This is a genomic window from Roseovarius confluentis (genome assembly GCF_002917925.1).
Taxonomy (GTDB): domain Bacteria; phylum Pseudomonadota; class Alphaproteobacteria; order Rhodobacterales; family Rhodobacteraceae; genus Roseovarius; species Roseovarius confluentis.
On record NZ_PPFE01000003.1, the window covers coordinates 362,266 to 376,174 of the forward strand.

Consider the following 13,909-nt stretch of genomic DNA (forward strand, 5'->3'; position numbering starts at 1 on the left):
ATGCGGCCCTGTGTCACCGAACCCGATTGCATTTTTAATTTTGAATTATGTATCACGAAGCTGTATCACGATGTCAACACCGCAGCAGGGAGGAATGGGAAATGCTTGAAGAGGCGCTGAAAAAAGGCTTTCGCGGCGACATCATGTTCGACACCGCGTCACGTGGGCGTTATTCGACGGATGCGTCTATTTACCAGATCACCCCTAAAGGGGTGGCGGCGCCGACGGGGCGCGAAGACGTGGAGATCGCGCTGGCGGCGGCCGCCGAATCGGGTGTGCCGCTGACGGGCCGGGGTGGCGGCACCTCGCAATGCGGGCAGACGGTCAACTCGGGCCTGATTCTGGACAACGCGCGGTATTTCAACGGAATCATCGAGCTGGACGTGGAGAATCGCCGCGTGGTGGTGGAGCCCGGCATCGTGCTGGACGAATTGAACCGGGCGCTGAAGCCGCACGGGCTGTGGTATCCGGTGGATGTCTCGACCAGTTCGCGCGCGACCATCGGCGGGATGGCGGCGAACAATTCCTGCGGGGGGCGGTCGCTGCGCTATGGCACGATGCGCGACAATGTCCGGTCCATCGACGCGGTGCTGCATGACGGCAGTTTCGCGCATTTCGGTCCGGTTTCGCGTGACGCGCTGCGGGGTAACGGCACGTTCGACCGGATCGCGGCGGACATGCTGGACCTGGGTGAGGAGCACACGGCGCTGATCGACGCGCGGTTTCCCAAGCTGACGCGGCGGGTGGGGGGCTACAACCTCGATTCGCTGGTGCCCAACGGCGAGGACGTGAACCTGGCGCATCTGCTGGTCGGGTCGGAAGGGACGCTGGCCTATTTCACCGCCATCGAGCTGGACCTGTGGCCGCTGGTGGGCGACAAGGTGCTGGGCATCTGCCACTTCCCCACCTTCTACGAGGCGATGGACGCCACGCAGCACCTGGTCAAGCTGGACCCGTTGTCTGTTGAACTGGTCGATTCGACAATGATCGGGCTGTCGCGGCAGATCCCGATGTTCCGACCGACGATCGAGCAGGCGGTGCGCGGGGAGCCTGCCGCGCTGCTGCTGGTGGAATTCGACGAGGGTAGCGCGGAGGGCAATGCCGCCAAGCTGAAGGCGCTGCACGAGACGATGGGCGACCTTGGGTTCGACTGGTCGCATGAGGGCAAGGGCTGGGGCGGCGTTACGGATGTGACCGACGCCCGCCTGCAGGCGCAGGTGACAGAGGTGCGCAAGTCGGGCCTCAACATCATGATGTCGATGAAGCAGGAGGGCAAACCCGTCTCCTTCGTCGAGGATTGCGCGGTCGAGTTGAAGGATCTTGCGGAATACACGGCCGGCCTGACCGAGATCTTCGAGAAGAACGGCACGCAGGGGACGTGGTATGCCCATGCGTCGGTCGGGTGTCTGCACGTGCGGCCGGTCTTGAACCTGAAGCTGGATGAGGACGTCAAGAAGATGCGGTCGATTGCCGAAGAAGCGTTCGACCTGGTGGCGCATTACAAAGGGTCGCATTCGGGCGAGCATGGCGACGGTATCGTGCGGTCGGAATTCCATGAAAAGATGTTCGGACCCGAGATCACCACGCAATTCCTGCGGGTGAAGGACCAGTTCGATCCGGAGCGCCGCTTCAACCCCAACAAGATTGTCGAAGCGCCGAAGATGGATGACCGGTCGCTGTTTCGCTACACGCCGGACTACGAGGTGAAGCCGCTGAAGACCGCCTTTGACTGGTCGGCCTATCCCGGCGCGGGCGGCGGGTTCCAGGGCGCGGTCGAGATGTGCAACAACAACGGGGCCTGCCGCAAGCTGGCGGGCGGGGCGATGTGCCCGTCCTACCGCGCGACCCGCAATGAACGCGACGTGACGCGGGGCCGGGCCAACACGCTGCGGCTGGCGCTGTCGGGGCAGTTGGGGCCGGATGCGCTGACCTCGGACGCGATGGCCGAAACGCTGAAATTCTGCGTATCGTGCAAGGCGTGCAAGCGCGAATGCCCGACCGGCGTCGACATGGCCAAGATGAAGGCCGAGGTGACGGCGGCCCGGGTCGAGAAACACGGGCTGGGCCTGCACGAGCGGCTGGTGGGCTACATGCCGGATTACGCGCCCTACGCCGCGAAGGTGCCGTGGCTGATCAACATGCGTAACAGCATCCCGCTGCTGGCCCGGCTGATGGAAAAGCCCACCGGCTTTGCCGCGTCGCGGAAGCTGCCGCACTGGTCGTCCAAGCCGTTCCGCGACAGCGAGGCACAGGACGAGAACCCGGATGTCATCCTGTTTGCCGACATCTTCAACCGGTATTTCGAGCCCGAGAACCTGCGCGCCGCGCTTCGGGTGCTGCGGGCCGGCGGCAAGCGTGTGGCCGTGGCCACCGACGGCCAGTCGAAGCCTCTGGACAGCGGGCGGACCTACCTGTCGACCGGCCTGATGGAGAAGGCACGCAAGACCGGCCAGCGCCTGCTGGATGCGCTGGCGCCGCATGCCGAGAAAGGCCTGCCCATCATCGGGCTGGAGCCGTCCTGCCTGTTGACCCTGCGCGACGAGATTCCGGCGCTGTTGCCTGGCACACAGGCCGAGACGGTGGCGGCGCAGGCGCGGATGCTGGAGGAATACATCGCCGAGGCCGCCGAGGCCGGGGATTTGACGCTGCCGCTGAAGCCCGTGGGCAAGCCGCTGAAGCTGCATGGTCACTGTCACCAGAAAGCCCATGACGTGGTGCCGGCGATCCAGCGCACGCTGGCGCTATTGCCTGAAACCGATGTCGACATTATAGAATCCAGTTGCTGCGGTATGGCCGGGTCTTTCGGCTATGGCGTGGAAACGGAGGAAGTATCGCGCAAGATGGGGGAGCTGAGCCTCTTTCCAGCGGTGCGCGAGGCCGGGGATGCGATCATCGTGGCGGACGGCACGTCCTGCCGCCACCAGATCGCCGACGGGACGGAGCGCGAGGCGTTCCATGTGGCGCGGGTGCTGGACATGGCGCTGGAGGGACGGGGGAGATGAACGTGCAGAACAAGGGCGTTCAGACGCTACGGCGGACATCGCTGCACCAGGAACTGGCCGACGGGGTGCGGGAGCTGATTGTCAGCGGCCAGCTTGCGCCGGGCACGAAGGTGCCGGAGCGCGAGCTGTGCGAGATGTTCGGCGTGTCGCGGACCCCACTGCGCGAGGCGCTGAAGGTGCTGGCCTTCGACCGGCTGGTCGTGCTGGAGCCGAACCGCGGCGCCTGGGTCAGCCAGATCACGCTTGGCGACCTGGAAGAGGTGTTCCCGGTGATGGGCGCGCTGGAGGCGCTGTCGGGAGAGTTGGCTTGCGAACGGATCACGGATGAGGAAATCCGCACGGTCCGCTCTTTGCATGACGAGATGGTGGGCCATTTCGAGGCGCGGCGGCTGGCGGAGTATTTCGATCTGAACCAGCAGATCCACGAGGCCATCCTGGCCGCCGCCCGCAACGAGACGCTGACCGTGCAGTACCGGTCGCTGGCCACGCAGGTGCGTCGGGCGCGGTTCGTGGCCAACATGACCGATGCGCGGTGGAAAAAGGCGACCGAGGAGCACGAAGAGATCATGGCATGCCTCGAGGCGCGAGACGGCGCCGGGCTCGCGTCGATCCTGCGCCAGCATCTTCAGAACAAGTTGGAGACGGTGCGCGACTGGCTGATTGCCAACGGCGCAACGGACTGATCCGAGCCGGCCCGGCCAAGTGACGGGCGCTTTTGCATATTCCTGAGACTGGCATCCGAGGTTGCCCGGGGAGGGCCGGGCGCGCGGTGGCGGACGTCCGAAGTCCGCGCGGTCCGGCACGCGAATCCATCACACGCGTCACGCTCTCGCACGACGCTCCGATAGCGCATAAACTCCCGGAAACAGTGGTGAGCCGTGCAGGATTCGAACCTGCGACCCACTGATTAAAAGTCAGTTGCTCTACCAACTGAGCTAACGGCCCACTAGGCGGCCTATCTAGAAAGAGGGGACAGGGGGGTCAAGCCCCAATTGCAGGGAATTTTCCGCTGTGGCTGGATTCGTCGCGACGGGCGCTTTATATGCGCGGCCATGAGCGATGCGCAGGATACCGGGTTGCCCTTCATGAAGATGCATGGGCTGGGAAACGACTTTGTCGTGGTGGACGCGCGTGCGCGAGTGGTGGAGGTCACGCCGGCACTGGCGCAGGCGGTCGGAGACCGGCACCGCGGGATCGGATTCGATCAGTTGGCGGTGATCCGTCAGGGCGCGGATGACGTCGATGCGCACCTGGAATTCTGGAACAGTGACGGCACGCAGGCCGGGGCCTGCGGGAACGCGACGCGATGTATTGCCCGGTTTCTGCTGGATGAGACGGGCCGTGACAGGCTGCACCTGACCACGGCAAGGGGGGACCTTTACGCGGTGGATGCAGGCGACGGTCTGACCTCGGTCAACATGGGGGCGCCCTTGCTGGAGTGGGACGGGGTGCCGCTGGCCGAGGAGATGGACACGTTGGAGCTGCCCATCGAGGGCGGGCCAGTGGCCACCGGCATGGGCAATCCGCACTGTACCTTCTTCGTCGAGGATGCCGAGGCGATTCCGCTGGAGAGTTTCGGGCCGCGGTACGAGCATCATCCGCTGTTTCCCGAGCGGACCAACGTGCAGGTGGCCAGTGTGGTCGGCCCCGATCACATCCGGATGCGGGTGTGGGAGCGGGGCGTGGGCCTGACGCTGGCCTCGGGGTCTTCCTCCTGTGCTGTCGCGGTGGCGGCGGCGCGGCGGGGGCTGACAGGGCGCGATGTGCGGATCGACCTTGATGGCGGAACGCTTCGGGTCGAGTGGCGCGAGGATGGCGTCTGGATGACCGGGCCGACCGTGCATGTCTGTGACGGGGTGCTGACGCCCGATTTCCTGAGGGCCGCGTCATGAGCGCGCCGGTTTTCACAACGCTGGGCTGTCGGCTGAACGCTTATGAGACGGAAGCCATGAAAGAGCTTGCCGGCGAGGTGGGTCTGGAGAATGCCGTGGTGGTCAACACCTGCGCGGTGACCGCCGAGGCGGTGCGCAAGGCGCGGCAGGAGATTCGCAAGCTGCGGCGCGAGAACCCCGAGGCGCGGCTGATCGTGACGGGCTGTGCGGCGCAGACAGAGCCCGAGACGTTTTCCGCGATGGACGAGGTGGACGCCGTGATCGGCAACACCGAGAAGATGGTGCGCGACACCTGGGCCGGGTTGGCGGCGGACTTCATCGGCGAGACCGAGGCGGTTCAGGTGGACGACATCATGAGCGTCACCGAGACGGCGGGGCACCTGATCGACGGGTTCGGAACGCGGAGCCGCGCCTATGTCCAGGTGCAGAACGGCTGTGACCATCGCTGCACCTTCTGCATTATCCCTTACGGTCGCGGCAACTCGCGCAGCGTGCCGGCGGGCGTGGTGGTGGACCAGATCAAGCGGCTGGTCGACCGGGGCTATAACGAGGTGGTGCTGACCGGCGTGGACCTGACAAGCTGGGGCGCGGACCTGCCGGCGGAACCCAAGCTGGGCGATCTGGTGATGCGGATCCTGAAGCTGGTGCCGGACCTGCCGCGGTTGCGGATTTCGTCGATCGATTCGATCGAGGTGGACGAGAACCTGATGCAGGCGATTGCCACCGAAGCGCGGCTGATGCCGCATCTGCATTTGAGTTTGCAGCACGGAGACGACCTGATCCTGAAACGGATGAAGCGGCGGCATTTGCGGGATGACGCGATCCGGTTTTCCGAGGAGGCGCGCAAGCTGCGCCCCGATATGACCTTTGGCGCTGATATTATCGCCGGGTTTCCGACGGAGACCGAGGCGGCGTTCGAGAATTCGCTGCGGCTGGTCGAGGAGTGTGGGCTGACCTGGCTGCATGTCTTCCCCTATAGCCCGCGCCCGGGCACCCCGGCGGCACGGATGCCGCAAGTGGACGGGCGGGCCATCAAGGAGCGGGCGGCGCGGCTGCGGTCGGCGGGTGAGGCGCGCGTGGCGCGGCATCTGGACGAACAGCAGGGGCGGGTGCATCAGGTGTTGCTGGAGAATGCCCGGATGGGGCGGACCGAGCAGTTTACCGAGGTGACGTTTGGCAGTGATCAGCCTGAAGGGCAGATCGTGTCGGCCCGCGTGACCGGGCATGACGCGGCGCGGCTGACGGCGGACACGGCCTTGTGCTAGCGGGCGTGGTGCGTGCGGGGTCTTTTCCGCGAGCCATCGCAGCGCTTTGATTGTGACAGGGACAATTCTTTGCTGGCCGTGACGGAGGTCGTTGCGACATGGTGAGCGCAAAGGAGACCCGCCATGCATCCCAACCCGATCTTTCGCCAGACCCCGGAGGCGCGGAATGTCGCGTTCGCGCGGGCGCAAGGCTTTGGCGTGCTGGCGGTCGCGGCGGAGGGGGCGCCGCTGATGAGCCACGTCCCGTTCCTTTTGTCCGAGGATGGGGCGGTGGCGGAGTTTCACCTTGTGCGGTCGAACCCGATTGCGCGGGCGCTCTCCGCGCCCTTGCATGCACGGCTGGCTGTGGTGGGGCCTTACTCTTACGTGTCGCCGGACTGGTACGGGGCGGAGGACCAGGTGCCGACGTGGAATTACGTGGCGGTGCATCTGGTGGGGGTCGTGGAGTTGCGGCCGCAGGACGAGATGCACGATTTACTGGACCGGCAGTCGGCGCAGTTCGAGGATCAGCTCTTGCCGAAAGCTCCTTGGACAATGGAAAAGATGACGCCGGACGTGCTGGACCGGATGATGCGGCAGATCGTGCCCTGCCGGATGCAGGTGGACGAGATCCACGGCACATGGAAGCTGAACCAGAACAAGACGGATGACGTGCGCCTTCGGGCCGCCGAGGCGGTGGACGCATCGGGCATAGGCGTTGAGACCGGGGCCTTGGCGGCGCTGATGCGCGATGCGGGCAGCTAGACCACTGACCATCGAGGGCGTAGCTTTGGGAAGAATCGGAAGGACATGAATGATGCAACTGATCTCTGCCAAGCCGTCCCCCTATGGGCGCAAGGTGAAGGTGACCCTGATCGAGACCGGGCTGATCGACCAGGTCGAGATTGTCGAGGTTATGACAACGCCGGTGGCGACCGATGCGACGGTGGCGGCGGCGAACCCGGTGGGCAAGATCCCGGCGCTGATCCGGGACGAGGGGCCGACTCTGTATGACAGCAGGGTGATCTGCCGTTACCTGGATGCGCGGGCGGGCACGAAGCTCTATCCCGAGGGGCGGATATGGGAGACGCTGACGCTGGAGGCGACGGCGGACGGCATTCTGGATGCGGCGCTGGCGATGGTCTACGAGCGGCGGGTGCGGCCCGAAGACATGGTGTATGAACCGTGGATCGAGGCGCAGTGGGAAAAGGTCGCGCGCAGCGTGGCGGCGGTCAATGCGCGGTGGATGAGCCATCTGCGCGGGCCGCTGGACGCCGGCCAGATCGCGGTGGGCTGTGCGCTGGGCTATCTCGATTTCCGGCTGGACGACCGGGGCTGGCGCAAAGGGAATGACGCGCTGGCCGACTGGTTCAAGGCATTTGCCGAGCGCGATAGCATGACGGCCACCGCGCCCGACTGAGTCAGAAGATGAAGTCGTCGGCGGCAAGCGGCGCTTCGAGCCCGGTGAAAATGATCGAGTCACCGCCGCCGAGGTCGATCAGCGCCTGATCGCCGGAATAGGTGATAAGTCCTTCGATGTCGGCGAAGGAGGTGAAGCCGAAGCCGCCGATCCCGACCTGGTCGATGCCGGTCTCGAAATTGTCGATCACGTCGTTGCCGTTGCCCTGGATGAAATAGACCGTGTCCACATCGCCATCGTCTGTCAGGTAGATGAAATCGTCGCCCGTGCCGCCAAAGACGATATCGGCGCCGTCGCCGGTGTGGATGCTGTCGTTGCCGGCCTCGCCATAGAGATTGTCGTCGCCCTCGCCGCCCACGACCACGTCATCGCCGCCATTGGCGATGATCACGTCGTTGCCCAGCCCGCCGAACACGCTGTCGTTCCCCGCGCCGGTTTCGATCGTGTCGTCGCCGGCGAAGCCGTAGTATCGCGCACCATCTGCCGTGTTGGTGTCAAAGATATGGTCGTCGTCTTTCGTGCCGTGCACCTCGCCGGGCAGGACGCGGCCGCCGGGCGCGCCATCGTGGCTGTCTTCACCATCGGTGAAATCGCCGGGCAGGCCGGGGCGGCCGCCCAAGCTGAAAATGCCGTCATTGGGGGACTTCGTGCCGGTTAAGTCGTCGCTGGCACTGTCGATGAACTGGAAGCTGTCGCGTTTCATTGTGTGGTCCTCCGCGTTGAATATGACCCTGTGTCGGGTCGCGGAGCCGAAGCGTTCAAAGAAAGCGGCCCGGGGTGGAGACCCCCGGGCCCTTTCATGTGGCTCAGGTCAGCAGGCGCCGCAGCGGCGGGATGCGGGAGATTACCAGCACGTCAAGCGCGATGACAGCGATCAGGGTCAGGCCCGCCAGCGGAAAGGCCAGCGACACCAGCAGCCCCACCAGCACCGCGCCGGACCAGAGCGGCATGTTGGACGGCATCGGCGGCGGGGCGAGGCGGGCGCTGCCTGACGGGCGGCGTTTCCACCACATGACCACCGCTGTGACGCAGAGCATCAGCACGGTCAGGCAGAAGGCGGTGTTGGCCAGAACGCTCCACAGGCCCAGCGTGCCCATGTGCAGCGCGATGCCGACGGCCATGGCCTTGCCCGCGAGCGAGTAATCCTCGTAGCGGATATCGGCGAGGATGCGGCCGGTGTAGCGGTCCACATGGGTGGTGCGGTCGGTCGTGGGGTTCACGTCATCGGTGTTCATCGAATCCCGTCCGAAGGTGTAGACGCCGGTTTTGCCCGAGGGCAGGTTCATCTGGTAGCGTCCGTCAAAGCCGATCCGGCGCGCGAGCGCATCCATGCTGTCGATATTGACCGGGGTGCCGGGGGCGAGGCCGTCGGTGCCGGCCATGCTGCCCGAGGCGGGCAGGGGTGTCAGTTCCAGCACCCAGGGCACATCGGCGCGACCGGCATTGAGGCTGGCATGTGTGGCGTCGGAGAGCGGGACGTTGTCCCATTTCTCGGCAGGGAACTGGCTCCAGGCCTGGACCATTTTGGCGCCCCAGATGCCGGTCCAGGACAGGCCCGAAAGCAGGAAGAAGATCAGGATGATCGAGATCCAGAAGCCGGCGGCCCCATGCAGGGAGCGCCAGCCGGCGCGGCCACGGCCAAGCCGGGGCAACAGAGCCTCGCGCCAGGTGCCGCCGCCGCGAGGCCACCACATGTAAAGGCCGGTTGCGATCAGGACCATGCCGATGGAGGCGGCGATTTCCAGCATCCGGTCGCCGGTGACGCCGAGCCTGATGTCGCTGTGCAGGCTGTCGGCAAAGTCGTACCAGCCGCTGCGGCGCGGCCAGCTTTGGATGACCTGGGCGGTGTAGGGATCGACGGCGACCATCTGGGGGCCGGTGGCATCGTCGACGCGGAAGATGGCGGCGACATCGTCGGTGCGGGGCGCGATATAGGCGCGCAGTTCGCCCTCGGGGATGGCGGCGAGGGCGGCCTTGGCCTGATCGGAGACGGCGGTGGGTGCCTCCAACGCGGTGACGGGAATGCGTTCGCCATCGCGCCCGTCGAGGTGCGCGATCCAGAGCATCATCATGCCGGTGATGGCCAGAAGGGCGAAGAAGGGGATGACGTAAAGCCCGGCGTAAAAGTGCCAGCGCCACGCGGCGCGGTAGAGTTTCTGCGGATCATGCGCAGCGGTCTGGGCCGCGCCCATGGGGGTAGGGTCGGAAACCATGAGGTTCTCCTTTGAAATGAAGCCGTTGGGTAAGTGCAGTCAGATCAAAGGTATGCAGGCGGTGCGCGGGGTTGCGCCGGAGGGAAGCCGGGGCGCGGAAGCGGGGCTGCCGCGTGGATGCGAACCGCGTCGCGATGGGTGGCGCGGATTGTGCGCGCTGCGACGATCGGGGCGATGACCGGATCGGCGGCTTTGGCATGTGTGACCCAGGGGCAGGGCACGTCCTGCGCCTCGACCGGGGTGCCGGTTTCATCGACCGTGATGCTGCGCTGGGCGTCGCCGGTACACAGCACGACGGTGATGCCGCCGGGCTGGAACTGGGGCATGGTGCCCGGCGCGAAGGACGAAAAGGCGGTGAAGACGGACAGAAACGCCCAGAGCAGCATCAGGCCGATGCTGCGGGTCGCGCCGGAGCGGGGAGGGCGTTTCGTGGTCATGCAAGGTCAATAGCGCGCGCCAAGGGAGCGCGCCAGACCTCAGAAGCTGTAGCTGATGCCAAAATTGACCGCGTGGGTCAGCAGGTCGGTGCTGAGGCGGCCATCGGGCTGTCCGGGGTCGCCGTCGATGGTGATGTCGTTCTCGGAATACGTCATCTGGTATTCGCCGAAGAGCGCCCAGCTTTCAGTGAAGTCGTACTTGATGCCGGCGATGCCGCGCACGGCGATGCCGGTGTTTTCGTAGTCGTAGGTCCGGTTGGTCGCGCCAACGGCCAGCGCGTCCACATGCGGAACGGCCACACCGAGGCCGCCGCCGACATAGGGCGTGAAGCGGCCCTGGTTGAACGCGCCCGGCCAGCGTTTCATCACGTTGGCGGTAAAGATGTTGTGGCCGTCCGACAGCTCGAACCGGCTGAGGCCCACGGCGGCGGCGTCACCGGCGGGCATGTAGGCCTTGGTGTGTGTGCCCTCAAGCCCGAAGCCCCAGTTGGTGTCGGTCCAGTACATGACGCGGCCACCGTAGTAGATGGGCGCATCGAAAGGCTTGCCTTCCCAGCCGATATTGCGGTTGAACGCAGCGCCACCGTTGGGCAGGACACCACTGGCGGAGCTTTCGGTCACGCCTTGCGCACCAAGATAGAAGCTGAGCTCGATCTCGGCGGCGGCGGGGCTGGCCATGGCGACGAGGGCGAACAGGGAAACACGAGCGGAATTCAGCATGATACGGGCCTTTGAAACAGAAGGGCGGGTTGCAACCGTCCTTACACCCATGGGCAGACCCTCACAAGCGCGACAGATGAGCACCCTCTTCAAATGATTGGCATTGTGCACTGGACGCCTCAGGCAAGCTTGGATAAATACGCGCATGATCGCGGTTTGAGCGGAGTCGTCCGTCTGCCGCATACGGGGATTTGCCTAGAAGGCTCAGACAGATTGGAGATTGGCTCGTGTCCCACGCAGAAGACCACGAAGGTACACGCAGAGATTTCATCTACTACGCAACCGCAGGCGCGGGTGCCGTGGCGGTCGGGGCAGCGGTTTGGCCGCTTGTCAACCAGATGAACCCCTCTGCAGACGTCCAGGCGCTCAGTTCGATCCGTGTGGATGTATCCGGTGTCGACCAGGGCTCGCAACTGACGGTGAAATGGCTGGGCAAGCCGGTCTTCATCCGCCGCCGCACCGAGGCCGAGATCGAGGCCGCGCGCAGCGTGGATGTCTCGAGCCTGCCCGACCAGGTGGCGCGCAACGAGAACCTGCAGGGCGAGGCCGCGGCAACCGACGAGAACCGCGCGCTGGACGAGACCGGCGAATGGCTGGTTCAGATCGGCGTCTGCACGCACCTTGGCTGTGTGCCGCTGAGCAATGCCGGCGATTACGTGCTGGACAGTGGTGTGGGCGGCTGGTTCTGCCCCTGCCACGGGTCGCACTACGACACGGCGGGCCGAATCCGCAAAGGCCCCGCGCCGGAGAACCTGCCGGTGCCGGTTGCAGAATTCGTCGACGAAACGACCGTTAAGCTGGGATAAGGAATAACACTCATGGCTGGAATTCCTCACGACCATTACGAGCCGAAAACCGGTGGCGAGAAGTGGCTGAATCGCCGCCTTCCCATCGTCGGTCTTCTGTATGACACGATCATGATCCCCACGCCCAAGAACCTGAACTGGATGTGGATCTGGGGGATCGTGCTGACCTTCTGCCTGGCGTTGCAGATCGTCACCGGGATCGTCCTGGCGATGCATTACACGCCGCATGTTGACGAAGCGTTCGCGTCGATCGAGCATATCATGCGCAACGTCAACGGCGGACATATGCTTCGGTACCTGCACATGAACGGTGCCTCGCTGTTCTTCTTTGCGGTCTACCTGCATATTTTCCGCGGTCTCTATTACGGCTCCTACAAGGCGCCGCGCGAGATCACGTGGATCGTGGGCATGCTGATCTACCTGTTGATGATGGGCACGGCGTTCATGGGCTACGTGCTGCCTTGGGGTCAGATGTCTTTCTGGGGCGCCACGGTGATCACCGGGCTCTTCGGGGCAATCCCGCTGATCGGTGAGCCGATCCAGACCTGGCTGCTGGGCGGGCCGGCGGTGGACAACGCCACGCTGAACCGGTTCTTCAGCCTGCACTACCTTCTGCCCTTCGTGATTGCCGCGCTGGTTGCGGTGCACATCTGGGCGTTCCACACCACGGGCAACAACAACCCCACCGGTGTCGAAGTGCGCCGCACCTCGAAGGCCGAAGCCGAGAAGGACACCGTTTCGTTCTGGCCCTACTTCGTGATCAAGGACCTGTTCGCGCTGGCCGTGATCCTGGCGGTGTTCTTTGCGATCGTGGGCTTCATGCCGAACTACCTTGGCCACCCCGACAACTATATCGAGGCGAACGCCCTGGCGACGCCGGCGCATATCGTGCCCGAATGGTATTTCCTGCCATTCTACGCGATCCTGCGGGCGTTCACGTCGGAAGTGTGGGTGGTGCAGTTCGCATCGTTCATCACCGGCGGCATCATTGACGCCAAATTCTTCGGCGTGCTGGCCATGTTCGGCGCGATTGCCGTGATGGCGCTGGCCCCTTGGCTGGACACATCGATGGTGCGGTCGGGCCGGTATCGTCCGATGTTCAAATGGTGGTTCTGGCTGCTGGCGATCGACTTCGTCGTGCTGATGTGGCTGGGGGCGCGTCCGGCGGAAGAGCCCTATGCGACCTACTCGCTGATCGCGTCGGCCTACTGGTTCGCCTACTTCCTGGTGATCCTGCCACTGTTGGGCGTGATCGAGAAACCGTTGCCGCAGCCCGAGACCATCGAAGCGGATTTCGAGGCACACAAGGCGGCAAGCGGCGGCACGGCCACCGTAGCCAGCCCGGCCGAGTAAGAGAAAGGATCAGGCAAATGATGAAGACATTCGCGATCAGCGCAGTCACGGCCCTGGCCCTTTCGACCGGCGGCGCGCTCGCCGCCGGTGAAGAAGGCCACACCAAGGACGTGGACTTTTCCTTCGAGGGGCCGTTCGGCAGCTTCGATCAGTACCAGCTTCAGCGGGGGCTGCAGGTCTATACCGAGATCTGTTCTTCCTGCCACGGCCTGCAATACGTGCCGCTGCGCACGTTGAGCGACGAGGGTGGGCCGCATTTCTCGGACGCCGAGGTGCGGGCCTATGCCGAGCAGAACTTCGAGGTCTTCGACGAGGAACTGGACGACTTCCGTGCGGCACGCCCTGTCGATCACTTCCCGGGTTCCAACCTGGAAAACGCGCCGGACCTGAGCCTGATGGCCAAGGCCCGCGCCGGGTTCCACGGGCCGGCCGGCACCGGGATCAACCAACTTGTCAAAGGCATGGGTGGTCCGGAGTATATCTATTCACTTCTGACCAGCTATACCGGCGAGACCAAGGAAGAGGCCGGCACGACGTTCTATGAGAACGAGGCGTTCCCCGGCGGCTGGATCGCCATGGCGCCGCCGCTTTACGGTGAAGACGTGGAATATGCCGATGGTCACGCCAATGACCTGAGCGCCATCGCCAAGGATGTATCGGCCTTCCTGATGTGGACGGCGGAACCCAAGATGATGGACCGCAAGCAGGCGGGCCTGACCGGTGTGATCTTCCTGACGCTTCTGTCGGTGCTGCTGTACCTGACGAACAAGCGGATCTGGAAGCCGATCAAGAAGAAATACGAAAGCTGAGGGTTCAGCCTTC

The 13,909-nt window shown here is 64.6% G+C and carries 13 protein-coding genes and 1 tRNA gene; 9 read left to right on the top strand and 5 right to left on the bottom strand.

What is annotated here, in order from left to right; genetic code table 11:
* Nucleotides 1–101 precede the first annotated feature (101 nt).
* Together C2I35_RS09725 and C2I35_RS09730 are read left to right on the top strand one after the other, a co-directional pair.
* Nucleotides 102–3,002 (top strand): FAD-binding and (Fe-S)-binding domain-containing protein, encoded by a 2,901-nt coding sequence (locus tag C2I35_RS09725; protein WP_103762837.1) that lies wholly within the window; start codon nucleotides 102–104, stop codon nucleotides 3,000–3,002.
* Nucleotides 2,999–3,685 carry a GntR family transcriptional regulator gene (locus C2I35_RS09730; protein ID WP_103762838.1) on the top strand — a complete coding sequence of 229 codons (687 nt, stop codon included), beginning with the start codon at nucleotides 2,999–3,001 and terminating at the stop codon, nucleotides 3,683–3,685. Before C2I35_RS09725 ends, C2I35_RS09730 begins: the two co-directional genes overlap by 4 nt.
* 186 nt (nucleotides 3,686–3,871) lie before the next feature.
* Here C2I35_RS09730 and C2I35_RS09735 read toward each other — a convergent pair.
* Nucleotides 3,872–3,947, bottom strand: a tRNA-Lys gene (locus C2I35_RS09735).
* 107 nt (nucleotides 3,948–4,054) lie between these two features.
* Between C2I35_RS09735 and dapF the strand changes: the two genes are divergently transcribed.
* From dapF to C2I35_RS09755, 4 genes are all read left to right on the top strand, one after another.
* The gene (dapF, locus tag C2I35_RS09740; protein ID WP_103762839.1) at nucleotides 4,055–4,894 is read left to right on the top strand and encodes a diaminopimelate epimerase; all 840 of its coding nucleotides are present in this window, start codon (nucleotides 4,055–4,057) and stop codon (nucleotides 4,892–4,894) included.
* Nucleotides 4,891–6,159 (top strand): tRNA (N(6)-L-threonylcarbamoyladenosine(37)-C(2))-methylthiotransferase MtaB, encoded by a 1,269-nt coding sequence (gene mtaB, locus C2I35_RS09745; RefSeq protein ID WP_103762840.1) that lies wholly within the window; start codon nucleotides 4,891–4,893, stop codon nucleotides 6,157–6,159. The genes dapF and mtaB overlap by 4 nt, the downstream gene beginning before the upstream one ends.
* Before the next feature lie 123 nt (nucleotides 6,160–6,282).
* The gene (locus C2I35_RS09750) at nucleotides 6,283–6,903 is read left to right on the top strand and encodes an FMN-binding negative transcriptional regulator (RefSeq protein ID WP_103762841.1); all 621 of its coding nucleotides are present in this window, start codon (nucleotides 6,283–6,285) and stop codon (nucleotides 6,901–6,903) included.
* A gap of 52 nt (nucleotides 6,904–6,955) precedes the next feature.
* Nucleotides 6,956–7,558, top strand: coding sequence for a glutathione S-transferase family protein (locus tag C2I35_RS09755; RefSeq protein WP_103763004.1), 603 nt, complete (start codon nucleotides 6,956–6,958; stop codon nucleotides 7,556–7,558).
* Nucleotide 7,559: 1 nt separating this feature from the next.
* Here the strand turns inward: C2I35_RS09755 and C2I35_RS09760 are convergent, their stop codons facing one another.
* From C2I35_RS09760 to C2I35_RS09775, 4 genes are all read right to left on the bottom strand, one after another.
* Complete coding sequence (locus tag C2I35_RS09760) at nucleotides 7,560–8,261, bottom strand: calcium-binding protein (RefSeq protein WP_103762842.1); 702 nt, start codon at nucleotides 8,259–8,261, stop codon at nucleotides 7,560–7,562.
* Between the two features lie 103 nt (nucleotides 8,262–8,364).
* The gene (locus C2I35_RS09765) at nucleotides 8,365–9,771 is read right to left on the bottom strand and encodes a PepSY-associated TM helix domain-containing protein (protein ID WP_103762843.1); all 1,407 of its coding nucleotides are present in this window, start codon (nucleotides 9,769–9,771) and stop codon (nucleotides 8,365–8,367) included.
* Between the two features lie 44 nt (nucleotides 9,772–9,815).
* Nucleotides 9,816–10,208, bottom strand: coding sequence for a hypothetical protein (locus tag C2I35_RS09770; RefSeq protein ID WP_103762844.1), 393 nt, complete (start codon nucleotides 10,206–10,208; stop codon nucleotides 9,816–9,818).
* 39 nt (nucleotides 10,209–10,247) lie between these two features.
* A complete protein-coding gene (locus C2I35_RS09775; RefSeq protein WP_103762845.1) occupies nucleotides 10,248–10,928 on the bottom strand; it encodes an outer membrane protein in 681 nt (226 codons plus the stop codon).
* Between the two features lie 227 nt (nucleotides 10,929–11,155).
* Between C2I35_RS09775 and petA the strand changes: the two genes are divergently transcribed.
* The 3 genes from petA to C2I35_RS09790 are packed head-to-tail and all read left to right on the top strand — an operon-like array spanning nucleotide 11,156 to nucleotide 13,896.
* Nucleotides 11,156–11,734, top strand: a complete 579-nt coding sequence (gene petA / locus C2I35_RS09780) for a ubiquinol-cytochrome c reductase iron-sulfur subunit (RefSeq protein WP_103762846.1) — start codon at nucleotides 11,156–11,158, stop codon at nucleotides 11,732–11,734.
* Nucleotides 11,735–11,746: 12 nt separating this feature from the next.
* Entirely contained in the window at nucleotides 11,747–13,087 is a 1,341-nt protein-coding gene (petB, locus tag C2I35_RS09785; protein ID WP_103762847.1) for a cytochrome b, read from the top strand.
* A gap of 17 nt (nucleotides 13,088–13,104) precedes the next feature.
* The gene (locus C2I35_RS09790) at nucleotides 13,105–13,896 is read left to right on the top strand and encodes a cytochrome c1 (RefSeq protein ID WP_103762848.1); all 792 of its coding nucleotides are present in this window, start codon (nucleotides 13,105–13,107) and stop codon (nucleotides 13,894–13,896) included.
* Nucleotides 13,897–13,909: the final 13 nt, after the last annotated feature.

Bases quoted from the DNA above. Each gene is read 5' to 3' on its own strand.
- C2I35_RS09725 (WP_103762837.1), top strand. From the start codon at position 102: ATGCTTGAAGAGGCGCTGAAAAAAGGCTTTCGCGGCGACATCATGTTC.
- C2I35_RS09730 (WP_103762838.1), top strand. From the start codon at position 2,999: ATGAACGTGCAGAACAAGGGCGTTCAGACGCTACGGCGGACATCGCTG.
- dapF (WP_103762839.1), top strand. From the start codon at position 4,055: ATGAGCGATGCGCAGGATACCGGGTTGCCCTTCATGAAGATGCATGGG.
- mtaB (WP_103762840.1), top strand. From the start codon at position 4,891: ATGAGCGCGCCGGTTTTCACAACGCTGGGCTGTCGGCTGAACGCTTAT.
- C2I35_RS09750 (WP_103762841.1), top strand. From the start codon at position 6,283: ATGCATCCCAACCCGATCTTTCGCCAGACCCCGGAGGCGCGGAATGTC.
- C2I35_RS09755 (WP_103763004.1), top strand. From the start codon at position 6,956: ATGCAACTGATCTCTGCCAAGCCGTCCCCCTATGGGCGCAAGGTGAAG.
- C2I35_RS09760 (WP_103762842.1), bottom strand. From the start codon at position 8,261: ATGAAACGCGACAGCTTCCAGTTCATCGACAGTGCCAGCGACGACTTA.
- C2I35_RS09765 (WP_103762843.1), bottom strand. From the start codon at position 9,771: ATGGTTTCCGACCCTACCCCCATGGGCGCGGCCCAGACCGCTGCGCAT.
- C2I35_RS09770 (WP_103762844.1), bottom strand. From the start codon at position 10,208: ATGACCACGAAACGCCCTCCCCGCTCCGGCGCGACCCGCAGCATCGGC.
- C2I35_RS09775 (WP_103762845.1), bottom strand. From the start codon at position 10,928: ATGCTGAATTCCGCTCGTGTTTCCCTGTTCGCCCTCGTCGCCATGGCC.
- petB (WP_103762847.1), top strand. From the start codon at position 11,747: ATGGCTGGAATTCCTCACGACCATTACGAGCCGAAAACCGGTGGCGAG.
- C2I35_RS09790 (WP_103762848.1), top strand. From the start codon at position 13,105: ATGATGAAGACATTCGCGATCAGCGCAGTCACGGCCCTGGCCCTTTCG.